Below are 20,437 nucleotides of genomic sequence, written 5' to 3'. Positions count from 1 at the left end.
CCCTCACTGACCGTTGCGTGATGCGCGTACGCCGACGATCGCCCGCAGAATGACCGGCTGACCGCCGCGCAACGACACCGCGCCGAACACCGAACGCGCATGCACACCGGCCTCGCCGAGTACCTCGACCAGCAGGTCAGACGCACCGTCGAGCACCTTCGCGTGGTCCTCGAAAGCAGCGTCCGCATTGACGAAGCCCTGCACGTCGAGCACCTGACCGACATGATCGAGCGAGCCGAGTTCGTCGCGGAGCACGAGCAGCAGTTCGATCGCAGCTTCGCGCGCGAACGCGATGCCGTCGGCGACCGTGAGCGTCTCGCCGAGCCTGCCTTTCGGCGGCTTGTCTCCGACCGCGCCGCTGGTGGATTTGCCCGAAACGAAGATCAGATCGCCCCAGCGCGTGGCATTGCGATAGTTCGCTCTCGGTTCGTTCGAGGTACTGCCCGGTTCGATCAGGCGGTTCAGTCTTTCGTCGGCGCTCATGTCGCTCCTGTGGTTTCTGACGTGTTTCGGATCGCGGGCGTGCCCGGCCCGGTCGGGAATCGTACGCAACAGTCGCAGGCAACGTAACCATCGAAGCGAGATATCGATATGAGCGGATGCGGATCGAATCGGCCCTCCGTGAACGCCGCCCGGCAATAACAAACCATACAAGCTCTCAGATGACGAACCCGAACACACTGATCGATGCCGCCGCCGACCTCGCCCGCGGCTTTTCGGAAGCAGCGGCGGAACACGACCGCAGCGGCGCGCCGCCCGCCGCGCAATTCGATGCGCTCGAAGCCGCAGGCCTGCTACGCGCCAACATCGGGCGAGACGATGGCGGCTTCGGCGCGGGACTGGCGGTGTCGCGGGCGATCGTCGGCGAAGTGGCGCGCGGCGATCCGTCCGTCGCGCTGATTCTCGCCATGCACTACTGCCAGCACGCGATCATCGCGCGGGCCGAGCATACCGGCTCGGGCGACTGGCCGCCCGCGCTCGCGCATCGGCTGAAGGACGCATCCGTGCGCGGCCGCGCGCTGCTGAACGCCGCGCAAGTCGAACCGGGACTCGGCTCCCCTTCTTACGGCGGCCTGCCGGATACCATCGCGCGCCGGCAAGGCGACGGCTGGCGTCTGTCGGGGCATAAGGTTTATGTGACGGGCGCGCCGCTGCTTTCGTGGATCAACGTGCTGGCGCGCACCGATGAAGAAGTGCCGCGCCTGGGTCACTTTCTGGTGCCGCGCGACGCGCCCGGCGTGCATATCCGCGAGACGTGGGACCCGGTCGGCATGCGTGCCACCGCGAGCCATGACGTGGTGTTCGAGAATGTTTCGCTCGATGCCGATGACGCCGTCGCCTTGCAACCCGCGCATCTCGGCCTGCAACGCGATCCGCACGTCATTGCGTGGTATCTCAATCTGGTGGCCTCGGTGTACGACGGCGCGGCGCGGGCGGCGCGCGACTGGGTCGTATCGTTCGTGAAGGAGCGCAAGCCGTCGGTGCTCGGCGGTGCGGCGCTTGCGACGGTGCCATCGGTACAGGAAGGCATCGGTCAGATCGAGGTGCGGCTTGCCGCAAGCGACTGGCTGCTGCGCTCTCACGCCGAAGCGCTCGATGCGGGCCGTGCACCCGGCACGCTTGCCGCCGTGGTCAAACATGAAGTCATCGACGATTCGATCGCGGCAGTCGAAGCGGCGATTGACCTGGCAGGCAACCACGGACTGGCGCGGCGAAACCCGCTGGAGCGGCATCATCGCAATGTGCTGTGCAGCCGGATTCATGCGCCGAACAACGGCCTGATTCGCATCAATGCAGCCAGGGCGTCGCTGGGCGCTTGAGCGAGCGCCGCGTCCGCGTCAATGCGCGCGGCTCAGCAGTTCAAAGCTGGCGTCGTCCGCCGCCACCGAACGCTGACCGCGACGCCAGCCGATCGCCTGTCGATAGCTTCCGATGAGCGTTCGCGCCGCCTCTTCCACGTTCGCGCTCGCCACCGTCTGCGGCGCGACATAGAGCGCGTCTTCCGGGCAATACAACTCGCACATGAAGCAGGTCTGACAATCGTCCTGCCGCGCGATGACGGGCACGTCGCCCGACGATGACGCGGCGTCGAAGACATTGGTCGGGCAAGCGCGCACGCAGATATTGCAGCCCGTGCAGCGTTCCGTATCGACGATCTCGATCATGCGGCCACGTCCTCCCTGATTTCATTGCCCACGGCATGAGACGTAACCCATACTTCATCCAGCCCGCCGCTCAGCAAGCGATGACGCTGAGCCGGATCGGCGGCCGGATGATCCGCGCGACGAGCCATGCCGCGTGTCTCCGTGCGGACCAGCGCACTGCGATACATCCAGCGCGACACCGCGAGCATGGCAACCGCCTCGCGGGCGCGCACCGCCTGTTTTCTTTCCGATGCCGACGCCGCGCGCACCTGTCGCCACAGCGCATCGAGCCGGGACAAGGAGTCTTCGAGCTGATCGACGCGGCGCGTCCAGTTGCGCTGCGTGGGCAGCACCCCGGCCTGAACTGCCCGCACGAGCGCCGCGGAATCGATGGCGGCGTTCGATGGACCATCGTGCAAGGCCGCGCCACCGGCGCGCAGCACCGTTCGTGGCGCGCGCGTGATCCGCCGCGCCCGCGCCCGCCCAGAAGCCCGACGACATCGCCCAGGCGGCATTGTGGCTGCCGCCGCCGGTGAAGCCGCCGCAGATCAGTTCGCTCGTGGCGGCATCGCCCGCAGCGTAGAGACCGGAGACGGAGGTGGCGCAGTCGGCGTCGATCACATGCAGTCCGCCGGTGCCGCGCACCGTGCCTTCGAGTCGAAGCGTGACCGGAAAATGCTGCGTGAAGGGATCGATTTTCAAGCGGTCGAACGGCACGAAGAAGTTCGGCTGCGAACGGCGCATCCACGCGCGAATATCCGCGTCCGTGCGATCGAGACAGGCGAAGACCGGTTGCGTCTCCAGCGTCTTCGCGATCACCCCGCGCCCATGCGACGATCCCGCGCCGGGAATCACCGTGCCGCTTGCATCGTAGAAAGTGGCCCAGTTATAGAACAGCGATTTCGTCACCGATGGAAACGCCGGTCCCAGCCCGTACGCATTCGAAAACTCCATGCCGGAACATTCCGCCCCGGCTTCGGCGGCCATAAGCAGTCCATCGCCCGTCAGCACGTTGCAGCCGAGCGCATTGCTCATGAAGGCACAGCCGCCCGTTGCCATGACCACGCTGCCCGCGCGTACGCTCCAGGTCTCGTCCGCCTGCCTGTGCACGCCCGCCGCGCCCGCCACCGCGCCGTGTTCGTCGACCAGCAGTTCGAGCGCCGGACTATGGTCGAGAATGCGCGCGCCCGCTTCTTTCACGCGGCGTCGCATCAGGCGAATGTACTCGGGACCTTGCAGCGACGTGCGGCGCGCATGGCCCGCTTCGTCGACGGGAAACGGGTAGCCCCATTCCGCGAGGCGCTCGCTGTTGAGCCAGGTCTGCTCCAGCACGCGGTCCATCCACACATGTTCGGCAAGTTCGCCGCCGAGCGTATAGCGGCTCGCGCGGGCGCGTTCGCGTGCTTCCCGGTCGCGCGGCACATACCAGACGCCCGTGCCGGACGGCGCCGTCGCGCCCGACGTGCCGCAGAAACCCTTGTCGGCCAGCACCACCCGCGCACCGCGCGCTGCGGCACTGATCGCGGCCCATGTGCCGGCCGGACCGCCGCCGATCACGAGCACGTCGGCTTCATAGTGCCGCTGTGTATCCGATAACCCCATCGATATCCCCGCGCGCCGCGTCATGCCTGCTCCTTCCATGCGGCGAGCCGCCGTTCCGCCAGCAGCACGCCATGATTGAACGCCAGCCCCAGCAACGCCAGCGCGACGATGCCCGCATACATCTTCGGTATCTCGAAGGTGAATTGCGAGTAGTTGACGAGATATCCCAATCCCGCTTTCGCGCCGACCATCTCCGCGGCAATCAGCACAAGAATCGAATAAGCGCCCGCAATGCGAATGCCGGTGAACACCGAGGGCACCGAAGCCGGCAACACGACCTTCGCGAACAACTGCAAGGGCTTCAGACCCATGGAACGCGCCGAGCGAATCAGCAACGGGTCGACATGACGTACGCCGCTCACCGTGTTGAGCACCACCGGCCAGATGCACGAATACACCACCATCGATATCTTCGACGTTTCGCCCATGCCGAGCACCAGCACGAACACCGGAAGCAAGGCCAGCGGCGCGGTATTGCGGAACAGTTCGAGCAGCGGATCGAGCACTTCGGCCAGTGTCCGATACCAGCCGATGAACAAGCCCAGCGGTACACCGAGCGCCACCGCAAGGCCGAAACCGCTCAACGCCCGCGCGGCGCTCGCGAACACATGCACCCAGAGCTCGCCGGATAACGCCATCTCGTACAACGCGCGCAGCACGACCGAAAATGGTGGCAGAAATGTTCGATCGACCCAGCCCAGACGCGGCAACGCTTCCCACAAAGCCACGAAGACGATAATGGCGATGCTCGATCGCAAGGCGCGCGGCAGAGCCCACGCAAAGCGAATCGGCGTCGCGACGACGATACTCATCGACACTCCTCGGGTTGGAATTCAGGCCGCCTGCGCGACCTGCAAATGGACCGCGCCGCGCCGCGCGCGGATCAGTTGCCCGATCTCGTGCCGCAGCCGCACGAATTCGGGCGTCGCACGCACGTCTTCGCTGATATCGCTCTTCGGCACAGGGACCGGCAGCACATGTGTAATGCGGCCCGGCGACGCCGCCATCACCAGCACGCGCTGACCGAGGTAGATGGCTTCGTCGATCGAATGTGTGATGAAGACGATGGTCGTGCCGGTGCGCTTCCAGATGCGCAATAGCTCGTCCTGCAAGGCCTCGCGCGTTTGCGCATCGAGCGCGGCGAACGGCTCGTCCATCAATAGCACGTCCGGTTCGTAGGCCAATGCGCGCGCAATCGCGACACGCTGCTTCATGCCGCCCGACAACTGATGCGGATATCGGTCCGCGAACGCATTCAGGCCCACCAGTTCCAGAAAGCGCCGCGCCCGCTCGTTGCGCTCTCTCTTCTCGATACCTTTCGCTTCCAGCCCGAAGGCGACGTTGCCGAGCGCGGTCTTCCACGGAAACAACGCGTACTGCTGGAATACGATGCCGCGATCCAGCCCCGGCCCTTCGACCTTGCGGCCATCGATGAGAATCTCGCCGGCATCGGCCTGCGTGAGTCCGCCGATCAGATCGAGCAGCGTGGTCTTGCCGCAACCGCTCGGCCCGACCAGCGTGACGAATTCACCCCTGGCCACATCGAAGGACACGTTTTCGAGAACCGCGAAGCGCTCGCGCTGGTTGACCCGATATCCTTTCGATACGTTTTGGATACCTATCGATGCACTCATCGAAACGACTCCCGATGCATCAGTGGCTCGCCACTGCCTGATTGAACGGATTGAACTGGTTGGAGTAGACCGCCTCCGGCTTCACCTGACCGGCCTTCAGTACGCCATTCTTCACGTACCAGTCGATATAAGTCGTGAAGTCGTCGGCCGCGATCACGCCGCCTTTTCCGCCGACTCCCGGTGACTTCCAGTAATTGACGATCGACGTATCTTCATTACGATGCCGAGCCTCGACGATCTTCTTCAGACGCGCCACCACCTGATCGCGCGGCGTGCTTCGCGTCCATTCGATGGCGCGCGCGGTCCCGTCCACGAACTTGCGGACCGTGTTCGGGTTCTGCGCAATGAAGCGATCGGTGAACAGATAACTCGCATAGCCGTAGGAACCGAACTGCGCATAATCGGTCGTGAGCAGGCGCGTCCCGCCATCCGCCAGCAGTTTGTCCTTGATGATGTCTTCGAGAAAGATGGCATCGAGTTGATTTTGTTTAAGCAGTTGCGCGAGATTCACGGGCGGCGCGGGCACGAAGATCACCTTGTCGATATCGGCCTGCGACAAGCCCGACTTCTGCAGATACGCCGTGACAAGATACTGCTGATAGGCCCCCGGCGTATTCACGCCGATCTTCTTGCCGATCAGATCGCGCGGCGCCTTGATCGCGCTGTCCTGAAGCACGAACAGGCCGCCGTTGGTCTCCTTGTCGGTGCCGACATAGGAGATCACCGCCTTCACCGGCGCATGCGCGGCGACCAGCTTGACGATCGATCCGTTGAAGGCGCCGCCGAAATCGACATCGCCCGTCACAGCCGCCTGAATGTCCTGCGGACCGCTGATCGTGTTGCCGACCCACTTGAGTTTGATCGGCGCCAGATAGCCCAGGTCTTCGGCAAGCTCGGGATACAGCACCTTGCTCGCCCAGCCCTGATAGCGCAGTTCGGTTTTTTCGGGTGTTTGCGCGTAGCTCGCCGCGCTGGCCGCGAACGCGGCCACGGGCAACGCAACATGGAAGAATCGCCGGATAGCAATCACGCGTGCGCCTCCGATCAGAACACGCCGTCGTGTTCGAGCGTGATGCGATGGATGCGCCGTTTCGCCGTCCCGTAATCGCGCGCGGCATAGTGCTGGACCTGACGGTTGTCCCAGATGGCGACATCGCCCTGCTTCCATTCGAAGCGCGCCTGCACTTCCGGCGTCTTTATCAGGTCGTAGAGATAGTTCAGCAGGCTCTGACTCTGCGTTTTGGATACGCCGAGAATATGACTCGTATGCCCTTCATTGACGAACACCAGTTTGCGTCCGTTTTCCGGATGCGTCTTGATGACCGGCACCTCGATGGGCGGATATTTCTGCGCGGCGTCGCGCACGCGTTCCAGGCCCGCTTCGACGCTGTTCTCTTCCGCGCCCTCGGGAATTTCATAGCCGCTCAGGAGATCGGCGAGCGCGCCTTTCTTGGGTGAGGCGATGAAGGTATTCACCGCGGTCAGCTTTTCGAAGTAGCGGGCCAGATCGGCATCCAACAGGTCGAAGACAGCCGCCGACGAGGCCCAGATCGTGTCACCGCCCCCGCCTTCCGGGATCTCCTGCGCATGGAGGACGGTGGCCTTGGGCGGTTGATGCTGCCACGAGACATCGACGTGCCAGTTATCCGTCCCGCCCGAACGGGTCTTGTCGCCGCCGTGAGCGATGACCTCGATCTCGGGAAAACCCGAGACCGCCGGCAGATAAACGTTCTTGCGGATCGGATTGCCGAAGATGCGCGCGAGCGCCACATGCTGTTCGGACGTGAGCGCCTGTTCACGAAAAAAGATCACGCCATGATCGACCAGCGCCTGCCGCAGCGTCTGGCGGTTATCGTCGCTGAGCGGTGCGGACAAGTCGACATTTTCGATGACCGCGCCGACCAGCGGCTTGTAACGCCGTACGCGCAGATCCTGATGATGTAGCGTTTGCGGATGATCCAGCACCGTGCTCATAGGTTTCTCCGTGGTCGTTGTGTCGTTGAATCAGACCATCGGGCAGCAGTGCTTCGCAACGAAGCATTTTTAGCAAGCGTATGAACGATTGATCGATGACGCTTTTCACCACTCCGCTCGAATGCTTCGTCCAATGCGTTATTTACGGACCGCGTGCGGATGTCCTACGTTCTGAGGTTGCGCGCCGCGTTGCGGGACCCCGGCGTGCCGCCTCAGCAAGCGGCTTGCCGACCACTGCAAGGCCCCGCACAGCAGCAGATAGACGAGACCGACGATCAGGAAAATCTGCGCGGGATACACCATCAAACGATTATTGAGCTGGTTGGCGAGAAACGTGAACTCGGGCACGCCGACGATATACGCAAGCGACGTGTCCTTCACCACCGAGACCCATTGATTTACGAACGAAGGCATCATCACGCTCACGGCTTGCGGCAGGATCACATGACGCAGCGCCTGCCACTTCGTGAGGCCCAGCGACAACGCCGCTTGCCGCTGCCCTTCTCCGATCGACACGATGCCCGTCTGTACCGAATGCGACAGATATGCGCCGCCGATCAGCGCCAGTGCGCAAATGACGGTGGCAAGACCCGGCACATTCACGTGCAGCAAAATGGGCATCAGGAAGAAGGTCCAGAAGATCAGCATCAGCACGGGAATCGCCCGAAAGAATGCGACCAGCGCCGTCAGCGAAAGATGCGCGATGCCGCGGGTCATGGCCAGCGCAATGCCGCCTGCCAGCCCGATCATCGCCGCGAGCAGCGCCGATGTGATGGCCAGCACAATAGTCAACGCCACGCCGCCGAGCGGTCCCGCCGGAAACGCGCCGATCAGCAGATAGCGCACCGTATCGATACCGATCATGCGTGACCCCGCTGCAAAGCGCGCGTGCCGGTGCGCTGCCAGACCACCAGCGCCACTTCGATCAGCGCGATGGTCAGCACATAGAACACGGTGGCGGTGCCGAATGCCTGGAACGTCTTGAAGGTTTCGGTATCGACCTGACGCGACATATACGACAGTTCGCCGACGCCGATCGCCATGGTCAGCGACGAGTTCTTCACGAGGTTCATGTATTGCCCCGCGAGCGGCGGTGTCGCGATACGCAGCGCCTGCGGCAGGATCACATAGCGCAACGCCGTATAGCGGCCCATGCCGAGCGCGGCGGCAGCCTGCTCCTGCGCGTGGCTCACGCCGCGCAGGCCGGCACGGAATTCCTCACCGATGAACGCGCTCGTATAACACGTCAGGCCGATCCATCCCGCGAACAGTTCGAAGCTCGGCCATCGCAGACTCAGCGGACCTAAACCGATTGCATGCGGCGTGTTGAGCCACGTCATCCAGTCGGACGGCAACAGTGCGGCCGCGCCGAAGTACCAGAACAACAGTTGCACCAACAGCGGCGAGTTACGGAAGACGAACACATAAAGCGCAGCCATTCGTGCGATGGCGGCATGTCGTGCCGTACGCGCGACAGCCATTATCAAACCGAGCAAGGTCGCACACAATGCAGCACACGCAGACAAGGCCAGCGTGATAACGAAGCCCTGTTCGAGCCATGCAAAGTACTTGGGTTCAAGCCAGTCGGCCATAACGAAAACGCAGAAAGCCCGCGCCTCGAACGAGCGAGGCGCGGGCAATGGAAGGATGAATCGGCGGCTTAACTGCTCTTTTGCGGGTCGCCGATCTTGTAGAGACGCGGCAAGGGCGCGGCGCTTTTCGGACCGAACCAGGCATCGTAGATTCGGGCAGCCTGACCGTCGGCTTCCAACTTCGTCAGCGTGGCATTGACGGCATCGAGCAGGCGCGTTTCGCCCTTCGGTACGCCCACGCCTTCATAGTCGTTGGAGATGGTGAAGGCGGGAATCTCGTAGTTGGCTTTGTCCGGCACGCGTGCCAGCAGCGCCACGAGCTTCGGTCCGTCCTGCGTGATCGCCTGTACGTTGCCCGTGCGCAGAGCGGCGAACGCGAACGGCGTGTCGTCATAAGCGACGATGGTCGCGCTCGGAAACTTTGCACGTACCTGCTGCTCGTTGGTGGTGCCCTTGTCCGCGCCGATGCGCAGCGAGTTCAGCTGATCCGGCGACTTCAGCACGCCCTTCTTCGCAATGAACTGCGTGCCGGATGCGAAGTACGGCGTGCTGAAATCGACTTCCTTCTTGCGCTCGTCGGTAATGGTGAAATTGGCGAACACCAGATCGACCTTGCCCGACTTCAGAAACGCGATGCGATTGGCCGGATTGGTCGGCTGCACTTCGAGCTTCACGCCCAGACTTTTGGCGACCGCGTTCGCATAATCCACATCGAGGCCGACGATCTGATTGTTCTTCGGATCGACGAAGCCGAACGGCGGGTTGCTGTCGAATGCGGCGACCCGCAATACGCCGGCTTTCTTGATGTCGTCGAGACGGTCGGCGTGCGCCGCATTCGATGCCGTTGCAAGCAGCACGCTCAGCAATGCCGGAAGCATCACGCCCCAGGTTTTGATCCTCATATCGGTCCTTTTGTATGTTGCCGGCACGCCGTCGAACGACGACCGCGCATGGCGAGAGCCGCACTTTATCGGTGCATCGAAGGCAAAGGAACGAAGATTTAGTCAGGTCGAAAGCGGAGAAGGAGATTTGGGAAGCGCGCTTTACGTGCTCTATTCGGGCCGCCATGTTATGACCTCCATGAATATGCAATGCAGCAAATATTGGTTAGCAACCCGGCAAGTGATCATTAAGCTCGGCGCTCAACCGCCGACTTCGCGCGGCGCGACAAACTGAGTATCCGCCAGCTTTATCTGCGCATCGCCGGGGCGCGGGGGCATCAGCAGGTAATCGGCACGCCCGCGAGCATTGCAGACCAGTTGCAGCAATGGTTCGAGGAAGGCGGCGCGGACGGCTTCAACATCATGGCCCCGTGGTTCCCCGGCGGGCTGGCCGAATTCATCGACCTGGTGCTGCCCGAACTGCGCCGCCGCGGCCTCTTTCGCAACGAATACAGCAGCCACACGTTGCGCGAGCATCTCGGACTCAAACGTCCCGCTCACGCAAGCGCCGCGACCGCCTGAACCCGTATCGACATTTTTGAAAGGATCGAACCATCATGACGCAAGCAACGCTGCCGCCGGCACTCGACGTACAGGCGATCGACAATCCGCTGTCCGCGTGGGGCGCGCCGCCCAGCGAACGCTACGAAGAACTGGCGAACCGCTTTCGCCCGCTGTTCGCACGCATTCGCGACAGCGCCGTCGAACGCGATCTGGAACATCGTCTGCCGCACGATGAAATCGAGTGGCTGCGTGAAGCCGGCGTCACACGTCTGCGACTGCCCCGCGATCAGGGCGGCGTCGGCGCGACGCTGCCCGAGTTGTTCGGATTGCTGATCGAACTCGGCGCCGCCGATACCAACGTGGTCAATGCGGTGCGAGCGCATCTGGGTTTCGTCGAAGACGTGCTGACGGCGCACGAGAAGGAATGGCAGGCGCATTGGCTCGGCCTGCTCGCGCAGGGAGCGCTCATCGGCGCGGGACTCTCGGAGGCCGGCACGGCCAAGGTCGGCACGTTCGCCACCGTGCTCTCGCGCACGCCGCAGGGGCTGAGGCTCAACGGCAAGAAGTTTTACACCACCGGCTCGCTGTTTGCGGACTGGGTGGCCGTCGCGGCACAGGACGGCGAAGAAACGGTTTTTCTGCAGGTGCCGCGCACGGCCCCCGGCGTCGAGGTGGTAGACGACTGGGACGGCTTCGGTCAGGCGCTCACCGCCAGCGGCACGGCCATATTCGAGAACGTCACCGTGGAGCCCGAATGGGTCCGCCCCAGCGCCGCGCGCTTCCCTTACGCCGTGCCCTTCTACCAGCTCGTGCATCTGGCATCGCTGGCGGGAATCGGCCGTGCGCTGGCCGACGATGTGGCACGCCGGGTCCAGCAACGCGATCGTGTCTACAGTCATGGCAACGCCGCGCGCGTCGCCGACGATCCGCAGATCCTTCAGGTGGTGGGCCGCGTGCACGGTGCGGCCTATTCAGCCGGCGCGATCGCGCTGCATGCCGCAAAAGCCCTGCAACGCAGCTACCAGACGCATCTCGATACCGATGCCGACGCCGCTCAACGCGAACACGCCAACGCACTCGCTCATGTGGAAGTCGATCAGTCCGTCTCGGTGATTACGCGGCTGGTGCTCGATGCGAGCACCGATCTGTTCGATGCCCTCGGCGCGTCCGCGACGCTGCGCACGGCCGGACTCGATCGCTACTGGCGGAATGCCCGCACCATCTCGTCGCACAATCCGCGTGTGTATCGGGAACGGCAGGTCGGCGCATATGTCGTGAACGGCACGGTGCCGCCGGCGTCGTATCGCGTGGGTAACGGTTGAGGTCGACGGCGACGTTGTCGTGTAAGCGGGCCGGTCAACCCGGCCCCTTCCGTTGACTCCGTACTCAGGCGGCGATACGCGTCGGCTGAGCCACACCCCACCGCTCGCGCAGGGTATCGTCTTCATACTCGTGCCGAAACAGGCCGCGCTTGCGCAACAGCGGCACCACTTCATCGACGAATACGTCGAGACCGTCGGGAAATACATCGGGCATCAGATTGAAGCCGTCTGCCGCCCCGGCACGGAACCACGTTTCGATAAATCCGGCGATTTCCTCCGGTGTGCCGACGAAACGCTTGTGCGTGCTGTGACCGAATTCCGCCACCAGCTCCCGCACCGTATAGGAGCGCTTGCGCAACACGCGCACGATCGATTCCCGAAAGCCCAGCGACGCCTTGAACAGCTGCGGATCGGGCAGATCGGCATAAGCCTCGGCGGGAATCCGCTCGTCGTAGCCGAGTCGCGACAGGTCGTAACCGAGCCGCGCACTGAGCGCGCCGACCTCGTGCCGGCCGCCCGCCAGTTCGCTCAGCCGCGCCTCGCGCGAGTAGGCTTCTTCCCGCGTGCTGCCGATGATCGTGATCAGTCCCGGCAAGATCGCAATGTCTTCGCGCCGGCGGCCTGCCGAAACCGCTGCTGCCTTGACCTGCTCGTAGTGCTCCAGCGCGGCCTCGAGGTCCAGTTCGGCGGCAAACACCGCGTTCGCCGACCGGCCCGCCAGTTGCCGTCCCTGCGGCGAGCCGCCCGCCTGCACCACCAGCGGATGTCCCTGCGGCGACGCACCGAGCGCCAGTCGTCCATGAACATCGAAGAACTCGCCGTGATGCTCGACTGTGGTTCCATCGATTGCGCCGCGCCAGAGACCCAGCACGACATCGACAAACTCGTTGGCGCGGCGATAGCGCAGCTCACGCTCGGGGTTATCGGAGAGACCGAAGTTCGGGCTGACGGCGGGACTATAGGTGGTCACTGCGTTCCATGCGGCGCGGCCGCCGCTGACATGGTCGAGCGTCAGCAACCGCTCGGCCAGTTCCACGGGATCGTTGTAGGTGGTCGACAGCGTACCGATGACCCCGAGATGACGCGTTGCATCCGCCACCGCCGTCAGGATCAGCGACGGCTCCAGCGCCCGTGCGCCACGGCCGCGTGGATCGTGCGGCAACGCGGGACTGTCGGCGAGAAAGAACGCATCGAGCTTGCCGCGTTCGGCGATGCGGCCGATCTGCGCATGGTAAACGGCCGAGGTGACCGAATCGGCGGGTAAGCCCGAATACTCGAAGGCCGCGGCCGATACGCCGAAGTCGAGCACATTGACGTTGAGAATGACGTGGCGCGATGACTGCTGACTCATGCGGCGACCTTTTTCGCGGTTTCGAAAGCGAGCGGATTGCCGCTCAGATCGGGTTCGATACGGCGCGCGATCCCGAGACGCGCACGAAGCGTGATGGCTTGCTCGCTGCGGTCGGCGGACGCTTGCGCCAGGCGCGCGATGCGTCCATCGGCAAACCATGCGCGCAGTTCGCCCGCGCGCGGCAGCAAGGTGATGCCCGTCACGTGGGGATACGCGCGCCATCGGCTCAGTTGCGCTTCGAGCGTGTCGCGCCAGACTGTGCGCACATGGATGCGGATGGGTTCACCGGATGCATCGGCGCGATCGAGCACGTCGGCGGACGTGTGAAGGAAAGCGTCGAGCGCGTCCGCATCGACGTGAACGACATCGGCGCTGCGCAGCGCTGCGAGTTCCTTTGCGACGGGCGCGACGGCGTGCCATCGCCAGAACACCACGGGTTCGCCTTGCGGCGTGGTGGGACTGTTCAAGGGTCCGCGGGTCGGGAAAACGCCCTCGTGGCCGGCAATGCGCACCGGCGCTTGGAGCGCCACGGCGTGATCGGCATCGAGCGATTCGCGCGGCCAGCTTCGCCATAGCTTGCGTACCGCGAGAACGGCATCGGCGAGTGTCGATGCATCGGCGGGCGCGTGGGTCCACACGCTTTTCGCGCCCAGTCCGAGTTCGGCCGCCCGGTCCCGGCGAAGCGCCAGCCAACCCGCGCGGCCCGCGCTGAAATGATCGAGCGATGCCGTGCGCCGCGCAATGTTGAACGGATGATCTCGCTGCGGCGAAGCGGCCACCACCCAGCCGACGCACTGCGAATGACGTGCCAGCAACGCGCCGGTTAAGGTCGGACTCGGTGATGCCAAAGGCACCTCGCCGTCGCGCTCGCCGCCGAGCACGGCATAGTCTGCGCCGCTGGCATCGAGCGCGCGACCGAGATCGCTCGCTCCATGTGGACTGAGCGCGTTCAGCAGTTCGCTTCCGGGTAGTTCGATTCCGAAGTTCAATGGCGCGGACAAGCTGACTCTCCCCTGGATTGGTCTAAAGCGATCGGTCAAAAAAACGATGCGTCCGGACAATCTATCAGCCGTCACGACACCCGCAAAACGAGCGTTCGGAACATCGATATTCCGCCTCGTGGCGTCTCTGACTGAAGAGCGTTCACACCAGGTAGTAGAGTTCGGCCGGGCGCGCCGCATCCGCGCGTCCGATGCAATGCGGGCAGACGTTGCCGTCGCCGAGCAAGGCGTAAGCGCGGCGCACGGCCCGCACGGTAGCCGACCAGGTTTCATCCTCTTCCGGAAAGAACCGGTCCGCCGGATACCAGTCCGTGAAGTTGAGGCGTTTGAGCAAGTGGAGAAATTCGGGCCTCAGACCGGCGAGCAACACGACCAGCCCATCGCGTTGAGCATCGCGCAGAAAATGCTCCAGTCGCTCGATGCAGACGACATCCGGATTGCGGACTCGTTTCAGACGCAGCACGAGGTAGCGGCTCTGCTGAATCAGCAGGCGCGTTCTGAGACGCTCCAGGTAGCGGTCCAGGTCCGGCGCCGCGCCAAAAAAGAACTCGCCTTCGAAATCCCATACAGCCACGGCGCTGCACGGCGGGTCGTCGGGAAGGCGCTCGCGCACCACGCCCTCACCGCTTACGACCAGTTCGTAGACCTTCAGCCGTGCGGCACGCGGCACGAACAGCAAGATCGATAATGCGACGCCGATCAGAATGGAAAACTCCACACCGATCAGCAGCGCGGACAAGGCGGTGATGACGACCAGTCGCGCGTCATAGCGCGACGCGCGCAAGGTGTAGCGCAGCCTTTTCACATCGATCAATCTGAGCGCCGTGACGAACAGCAGACCCGCCAGCGCGGCCTTCGGTATATACCGTGTCAGCGGCGCGAGAATCAGCACGGTGACGGCAACGATCAAGGCCGTCAGCACCCCCGACATGCGCGTGGCGGCCCCAGCCTGATAGTTGATCGCGGAACGCGAAAGCGATCCCGAGCCCGGCAAGCAGCGGAAGAACCCGCCGATCTGATTCGCCACGCCTTCGGCCAGACATTGCCGGTTGTAATCGAGCGGCTGGCGGGTTTCATGAGCGATGGACTTGGCGATGGAAAGCGCCTCAAGCAATCCGAGGAACGCGATGGCCACTGCGCTCCACGACAACTGCCCGAGCCAGCTCCACTGAATTTCCGGGATATGCGGCGACGGCAGGCCCGCTTTCAGCGCACCGATCACCGCGATCGGCGCGCGTCCATCGACCCCGGTCTTCGCCCAGCCAAGAGCGTACGCAAGTGCGGAGATCACGATCAGCGTGACGAACATGTCCAGCTGCGGCAGCCGGTAGCGGCGCGCCACGCGACGCAACACCAGCGCCAGCACGATGGAGGCGGCGCTGACCGCCAGTGCCTTCTGGTTGACCGGATCGCCGTGCGCCAGCGTGAGCCACAGTCGTTCGAGCACGTGCTGATGACCGTTGCCTTTCTCGCGCACGCCGAGCGCATTGCCGATCTGACCGATCGCCAGCAACGCCGCCGCGCCCGCCATGAAGCCGATGATGACCGACTCCGAGATGTACCGCGTGAGATCGCCGAGCCGAAACACCGCAATGCCGATCTGCACGATGCCGACCATCACGCCGAGCAGGAACAACGCTTCGTAGACATCGGCGGTGTTGTTCGGATCGAGAAAGGCGAGCGCGCTGAATACCACCAGCGAGATCGCGCTGGTCGGCCCGTTGATGAGATGCGACGACGAACCGAGCAGCGATGCCACCAGCGTCACCACCACCGCCGAGTAGAGGCCGAAGCGGGGATCGACACCCGCGATCAAAGCGTAAGCCATGCCGTGCGGCAGAGAGATCGCCGCGACGGTCAGCGCCGCCAGCAGATCGCGTCGCCCGGTCGGCCAGTCGTAGCGCAAGGCGGTTCGTGTCATGATCGATTTCCGTTCGTGGCGGTGCTCGCTGATCGGGATACGCTGTCCAGGATGCCGTTTTCATCGAAAAAACGGTGATTCGCGTCGTCCCAGTCACGGGCAATGGCGGTCACCCGAAACAGCGTCAGCGGCGCGGACGAGGCCGCGAAACGCGGGTCATAAGGACGATAGCCGGCCTGCGCGATGATGCGTTGCGCATCGTCGGAAAAACAGAAAGGAGAGATAGGCCTGCGCCTCGCGTTCAGTGTGATGGCGAGCGACGTTGGCATCGACCCACGCAACGTAAGGCTCCGCGAGAATACTCACCGGCGGATAGACGACTTCGAGTTCGGCAGCGTTGTCCCGGACTTCCCGCAAGGCTTCGTTTTCTTAGGCGAGTTGCACATCGCCCAGCTTTTCGACCGTGAACGTGCTGGCGGCGCGGCGCGCGCCCGGGTCGAGTCTCACGGTGTGTTCCAGCAGCGCGTGCAGGTAGTCGCGCGCCGAATGCTCGTCGCCGCCGCGCGTGACGACTGCGCCCCACGCCGCGAACACGCTCAGCTTGCCGTTGCCCGAGGTGCGCGGATCCGGCGTCACGACTTCGCCCCCCGGCCCGACGAGATCCGGCCAGTCCCGAATATGCTTCGGATTGCCTTTGCGAACCACGAACACGATGGTCGAGTAATACGGCTGCGAATGATGCGGCAAGCGGTCCGCCCAGTGCGGTGCGATCAACCCCTGCTTGCTGAGCGCATCCACATCGGAGTAGAGGCCGAGCGTCACCACATCGGCCTGCTGTTCACCGTCGATGACCGTGCGCGCCTGCCGCGACGAACCGCCGTGCGACTGCGTAATGCCGATTTGCGCACCGTTTTCGCGCCGGTAACGATCGACGAACTGCGCATTCAGGCGCTCATACAACTCGACGGTCGGATCGTAGGAAACATTGAGCAGACGATGCGATGCCGCGCCGCCATGCACTTTGCGCATGCCGATCAGCGCCACGGCGACGATCACGCCCACGACTGCCGCAAGGTTGAGCAAAGACGGGCGTCGCATGATGCCTCCGGATAAGCACGCGCAACAGGACAAGCGCGACGCTATTGATGGTTGAACGGCGCGCGATTCTTTTCGAGGAAGGCCAGCGATGCCCATCCGGCACCGTGAGCAGGACAGAAAACCGGCACAAGGACATCGCCGCTCACCGGTTCGTGCGATACCCAATTGGCGTCATCGAGGTAGAGGCAGTCATCGCCCGCCGCCAGCACAAAACCGCCGGTGCGATCCCCGGCTTCCTTGTGCACGATACGGCGCGCATCGGCAATGTCGAGGCCCTGGCGAATCACCACGCGATGGCTCCACAGCGAATTGCCCGGCGGCGCTCCCTGATGCCGGAATTCGGTTTCCGCGCAGATGATCAACGCCGCCAGTCCGAACACGATCAGCGCTGTCATAAACGTGGAAGCGCTGGTCTGATCCGCGCGTGACGGATCGTCGGCCTGATCGGGCGAATCGATTTCCGTCGCGAGTGATTTGTCTGACTGCATCCCGACGCGCTCCGGCATGACCGTTTGATGACCTTGCGCACAATCTAGCAGCGCGCTTCGCGCCGGCCAACCGAGCGTTCCGAGAATGCATATTCCGCGCTTCGCAAACGCTGCGCCGCGCGCCGCCGTGCGTCACGGACGTTCGTGCAACTTAATAGCAGCCATGCGTGGCTTCGATGCTGATAAGGATCGGACGATCCATTCGTTCTAAGGAATGACGGACTCCATTAATGTGCTTGCTGTAACGCAGCCGAGGGCCCGGGATTCGCTCGCGCCCGTCACCCGCACAGAGATCATGACCGAGCAGACCACACCCTCACGCGCTCCGGCGAGCCTCGATGCCGATAGCGCACGCAAGTCGCTTCACACGCGCTATGGTTCGTATCCGCCAGCGACATTGCCCGAGTGGAATGCGACGCTCGAAACGCTGCTGTCGCATCGTTCGGTGCGGACTTACGATGACCGCGCGCTGCCGGCCGGCACGCTCGAAACACTGATCGCTGCTGCGCAATCGGCACCCAGTTCTTCGAACCTGCAAACCTGGAGCGTGATCCCCGTCGAAGACCCTGCACGCAAGGTGCGTCTGTCGGTGCTGGCCGGAAATCAGCACCATGTTCGTGCGGCGCCGCTGCTGCTTGTCTGGCTCGCCGACCTCGCTCGTCTTGAAGCCGTGGCCGCTCGCGCCGATGTTCAGCCCGAGGGCCTGCACTATCTCGAGACCTTGCTCGTCGGTGTCATCGATGCCGCGCTGGCCGCACAGAACGCGGTGGTGGCGCTCGAATCGCTCGGGCTGGGCTCGGTGTATATCGGTGCGATCCGTAACGCGCCCGAGCAGGTGGCGGAAGAACTCGCCCTGCCCCCGCACGTGCTGCCCGTGTTCGGGATGTGCGTTGGCCATGCCGATTCGAACGATGCCTCTCAGGTCAAGCCGCGCTTGCCTCAGTCGGTGGTACTGCATCGCGAGCAGTACGAAGCCGCGGCGCAGTTCGATGGCATTTCCCGTTACGATGCGCTGCTTGCCGAATTTCAGGTACAACAGGGACAGTCCGCAATACCGTGGACGCAGCGCTCGATCGAACGCTGGCGCACGCGGGAATCGCTGCACGGCCGCGATCGCTTGCGTGAAGCGCTGCAGACCCTCGGCTTCGAACTACGATAGGACCGCTTTCACGAACGTAAGCTTATTCGAATTCGTTCGTTCTCGGGACCTGCTTAATAAAATATGATGGCCTGATATCGACGCGCTCGCCGGGTCGATAGCTTCGATCTTCATTAGCTTTCCTTATTTAAACAGAATGATGCGACGTGGGCTCCCGCCTCGCATCGGTTCGCCTCGAATCTCTCAATTCGCGCATCAGGATTATCGTGACCAGGAAAAGCACAAAGGCTTTATGGGGAGCTATTGCGGGCGTGGCCGTGGTGGCCGTCATCGCGGTATCGTTTGGTTTCAGTGAAAAAAGCAAGGCCATTGCCAACAAGCCGAAGACGGTTAAATGGGCCATCGGGCTGCCGACATCATGGGACCCGGTGACATCGCAGATCGGCTGGGATATCTTCGGGCTGGAACTGGCCTACGAAGGCCTGACCGAAATCGACAAGAACGGACATCCGCAACCGGGACTGGCAGAAAGCTGGAAATACAACGCCGACGGCACACAGGTCACGTTCACGCTGCGCCCCAATCTCAAGTTCTCCGACGGTACGCCAGTCAATGCCAAGGCGGTCGTCGACTACTTCGTGCGCTCCAAAACGCAGAAGGATGCGCGCTCGTCCGAGTTGCTCAAGACCATCGACGAGGTCGTGGCGGTGGACGATCGCAACGTGCTGTTCAAGCTAAGTCAGGCCGACTATCAGGTGCCGCTGCTGCTCGCGGGCCGTGTCGGTTATGTCGCGAGTCCGACCGCGGCGGCGAAGGACCAGAAGCGGCTCGAAGTGTTTCCGGTCGGCGCGGGTCCGTTCCGTGTCGTCGAGTCGATTCCCGACGATCACACCACCTTCGAGAAGAACCCGAATTACTGGCGCGCCAGCGAGATTCATATCGACCGCTTCGAGATTTATCCAAAGGCCGATCCGGCATCCACGGTGTCCGCCGTTCAGACCGGCGTCTATAACGTCGTATTCGCGCAACCCGCACAAGCGAAGGCTGGCGAAGCTGCAGGACTCAAGGTCGAATACACCACCACCGGCCAGGTCGCCGACATTTCCATCAACGCGAATCGCGCACCGTTCAAGGGCAACCCGAAGGTACTCGAAGCCTTCCGCCACGCCTTCGATCGGCAGGAATTCGTCAAGGTGCTGAACTTCGGCGTTGGCACCGCAATCAATCAGCCCTTTCCGGCCCGCTATCCGCAGTTCGATCAGTCGATCGCGAACACATGGTCCTACGATCCGGACAAGGCCAGATCGCTGCTGGCCGAAGCCGGTTACAAGGAAGGCGCGCTGAATATCGAGTTCACGCAGATCGGCGACAGCTCGCAATTCGCGGAACTGGTGCAGGCGCAACTGAAGAAAGTCGGCGTGAACGTGAAGATTCGCGTGGTGCCCGAGGGCAAGGGCAATCAGATCAAGCTGTACGACAAGGACTTCGTGCTCACTCAGGATACGTCCACGGGCCGCGAGTCGCCGGTGCAGGCGCTGATGGTCTTCTACGGTCCGCGCGGCATCATGAACGGCAGTGCGCCGAACGCCAGCCAGGAGTTTCTCGATGCACTCTCACAACTGCGCACCACGCCGCTCGATTCGCCGAACTATCAAACCGTCCTGAACCGTACCGTTCGGATCGGCGTATTGCAGAACCCCAATCACTATCTGTATGAGATTCCGTGGACGTTCATCAAGGGCGATGGCATTTCAGTGCTGGCCGGCGGACAAGGCCAGATCCGCTGGGAAGGCGTCACGCTCGGCAACCAGACGAATTGAGCACGC

The 20,437-nt window shown here is 63.3% G+C and carries 20 protein-coding genes and 2 pseudogenes; 5 read left to right on the top strand and 17 right to left on the bottom strand.

Annotation, left to right across the window (positions count from 1 at the left end; translation table 11 throughout):
• Nucleotides 1-3: 3 nt before the first annotated feature.
• Nucleotides 4-483, bottom strand: a complete 480-nt coding sequence (locus P9292_RS41850; RefSeq protein WP_309965985.1) for a RidA family protein — start codon at nt 481-483, stop codon at nt 4-6.
• A gap of 179 nt (nt 484-662) precedes the next feature.
• Here P9292_RS41850 and P9292_RS41845 point away from each other — a divergent pair, with 179 nt between their 5' ends.
• The gene (locus tag P9292_RS41845; RefSeq protein WP_309965982.1) at nt 663-1,820 is read left to right on the top strand and encodes an acyl-CoA dehydrogenase family protein; all 1,158 of its coding nucleotides are present in this window, start codon (nt 663-665) and stop codon (nt 1,818-1,820) included.
• An 18-nt stretch (nt 1,821-1,838) separates the two neighbouring features.
• Here P9292_RS41845 and P9292_RS41840 read toward each other — a convergent pair whose 3' ends face one another.
• The 10 genes and pseudogenes from P9292_RS41840 to P9292_RS41795 form a co-directional block, all read right to left on the bottom strand.
• Nucleotides 1,839-2,165, bottom strand: a complete 327-nt coding sequence (locus P9292_RS41840; RefSeq protein WP_309965980.1) for a ferredoxin family protein — start codon at nt 2,163-2,165, stop codon at nt 1,839-1,841.
• Nucleotides 2,162-2,659: a hypothetical protein gene (locus P9292_RS41835; protein ID WP_309966510.1), complete on the bottom strand. Its 498-nt coding sequence runs from the start codon at nt 2,657-2,659 to the stop codon at nt 2,162-2,164. Before P9292_RS41835 ends, P9292_RS41840 begins: the two co-directional genes overlap by 4 nt.
• Nucleotides 2,660-3,149: 490 nt before the next feature.
• Nucleotides 3,150-3,746 (bottom strand): annotated as a pseudogene (locus tag P9292_RS41830) (FAD-dependent oxidoreductase); the annotation flags it as partial.
• A 20-nt stretch (nt 3,747-3,766) separates the two neighbouring features.
• Nucleotides 3,767-4,558: an ABC transporter permease gene (locus tag P9292_RS41825; protein WP_309965977.1), complete on the bottom strand. Its 792-nt coding sequence runs from the start codon at nt 4,556-4,558 to the stop codon at nt 3,767-3,769.
• A gap of 21 nt (nt 4,559-4,579) precedes the next feature.
• On the bottom strand, nt 4,580-5,380 hold the full coding sequence (locus P9292_RS41820; protein WP_309965975.1) for an ABC transporter ATP-binding protein: 801 nt from the start codon (nt 5,378-5,380) through the stop codon (nt 4,580-4,582).
• A gap of 19 nt (nt 5,381-5,399) precedes the next feature.
• Nucleotides 5,400-6,410, bottom strand: a complete 1,011-nt coding sequence (locus P9292_RS41815; protein ID WP_309965972.1) for an ABC transporter substrate-binding protein — start codon at nt 6,408-6,410, stop codon at nt 5,400-5,402.
• 14 nt (nt 6,411-6,424) lie between these two features.
• Nucleotides 6,425-7,354 carry a TauD/TfdA family dioxygenase gene (locus P9292_RS41810; RefSeq protein WP_309965969.1) on the bottom strand — a complete coding sequence of 310 codons (930 nt, stop codon included), beginning with the start codon at nt 7,352-7,354 and terminating at the stop codon, nt 6,425-6,427.
• A 138-nt stretch (nt 7,355-7,492) separates the two neighbouring features.
• Nucleotides 7,493-8,218 carry an amino acid ABC transporter permease gene (locus P9292_RS41805; protein ID WP_309965964.1) on the bottom strand — a complete coding sequence of 242 codons (726 nt, stop codon included), beginning with the start codon at nt 8,216-8,218 and terminating at the stop codon, nt 7,493-7,495.
• The gene (locus tag P9292_RS41800) at nt 8,215-8,946 is read right to left on the bottom strand and encodes an amino acid ABC transporter permease (protein ID WP_309965961.1); all 732 of its coding nucleotides are present in this window, start codon (nt 8,944-8,946) and stop codon (nt 8,215-8,217) included. The genes P9292_RS41805 and P9292_RS41800 overlap by 4 nt, the downstream gene beginning before the upstream one ends.
• A 68-nt stretch (nt 8,947-9,014) precedes the next feature.
• Nucleotides 9,015-9,824, bottom strand: a complete 810-nt coding sequence (locus P9292_RS41795) for an ABC transporter substrate-binding protein (protein WP_309966506.1) — start codon at nt 9,822-9,824, stop codon at nt 9,015-9,017.
• Between the two features lie 270 nt (nt 9,825-10,094).
• Here P9292_RS41795 and P9292_RS41790 point away from each other — a divergent pair.
• A pseudogene (locus tag P9292_RS41790) lies at nt 10,095-10,409 on the top strand (nitrilotriacetate monooxygenase); the annotation flags it as partial.
• Nucleotides 10,410-10,444: 35 nt separating this feature from the next.
• Nucleotides 10,445-11,713 carry an acyl-CoA dehydrogenase family protein gene (locus P9292_RS41785; protein ID WP_309965958.1) on the top strand — a complete coding sequence of 423 codons (1,269 nt, stop codon included), beginning with the start codon at nt 10,445-10,447 and terminating at the stop codon, nt 11,711-11,713.
• Nucleotides 11,714-11,777: 64 nt separating this feature from the next.
• Here the strand turns inward: P9292_RS41785 and P9292_RS41780 are convergent, their stop codons facing one another.
• From P9292_RS41780 to P9292_RS41755, 6 genes are all read right to left on the bottom strand, one after another.
• On the bottom strand, nt 11,778-13,064 hold the full coding sequence (locus tag P9292_RS41780; protein WP_309965955.1) for an NtaA/DmoA family FMN-dependent monooxygenase: 1,287 nt from the start codon (nt 13,062-13,064) through the stop codon (nt 11,778-11,780).
• Nucleotides 13,061-14,065, bottom strand: a complete 1,005-nt coding sequence (locus P9292_RS41775) for an LLM class flavin-dependent oxidoreductase (protein ID WP_309965952.1) — start codon at nt 14,063-14,065, stop codon at nt 13,061-13,063. The genes P9292_RS41780 and P9292_RS41775 overlap by 4 nt, the downstream gene beginning before the upstream one ends.
• A 142-nt stretch (nt 14,066-14,207) precedes the next feature.
• Entirely contained in the window at nt 14,208-15,986 is a 1,779-nt protein-coding gene (locus P9292_RS41770; RefSeq protein WP_309965949.1) for a SulP family inorganic anion transporter, read from the bottom strand.
• Nucleotides 15,983-16,255 carry a hypothetical protein gene (locus P9292_RS41765; protein WP_309965946.1) on the bottom strand — a complete coding sequence of 91 codons (273 nt, stop codon included), beginning with the start codon at nt 16,253-16,255 and terminating at the stop codon, nt 15,983-15,985. Before P9292_RS41765 ends, P9292_RS41770 begins: the two co-directional genes overlap by 4 nt.
• Nucleotides 16,256-16,355: 100 nt before the next feature.
• Nucleotides 16,356-17,024, bottom strand: coding sequence for a sulfate ABC transporter substrate-binding protein (locus tag P9292_RS41760; protein WP_309965944.1), 669 nt, complete (start codon nt 17,022-17,024; stop codon nt 16,356-16,358).
• 41 nt (nt 17,025-17,065) lie between these two features.
• Nucleotides 17,066-17,512, bottom strand: coding sequence for a hypothetical protein (locus P9292_RS41755; protein WP_309965941.1), 447 nt, complete (start codon nt 17,510-17,512; stop codon nt 17,066-17,068).
• A gap of 295 nt (nt 17,513-17,807) precedes the next feature.
• Between P9292_RS41755 and P9292_RS41750 the strand changes: the two genes are divergently transcribed.
• Together P9292_RS41750 and P9292_RS41745 are read left to right on the top strand one after the other, a co-directional pair.
• Entirely contained in the window at nt 17,808-18,671 is an 864-nt protein-coding gene (locus P9292_RS41750) for an NADPH-dependent oxidoreductase (protein WP_309965938.1), read from the top strand.
• Nucleotides 18,672-18,877: 206 nt separating this feature from the next.
• Nucleotides 18,878-20,431, top strand: coding sequence for an ABC transporter substrate-binding protein (locus tag P9292_RS41745; RefSeq protein WP_309965935.1), 1,554 nt, complete (start codon nt 18,878-18,880; stop codon nt 20,429-20,431).
• Nucleotides 20,432-20,437: the final 6 nt, after the last annotated feature.

It is taken from the genome of Caballeronia sp. LZ001 (assembly GCF_031450875.1).
In the GTDB taxonomy this organism is placed as follows: Bacteria; Pseudomonadota; Gammaproteobacteria; order Burkholderiales; family Burkholderiaceae; genus Caballeronia.
This window is presented reverse-complemented; position numbering and strand designations above follow the sequence as displayed.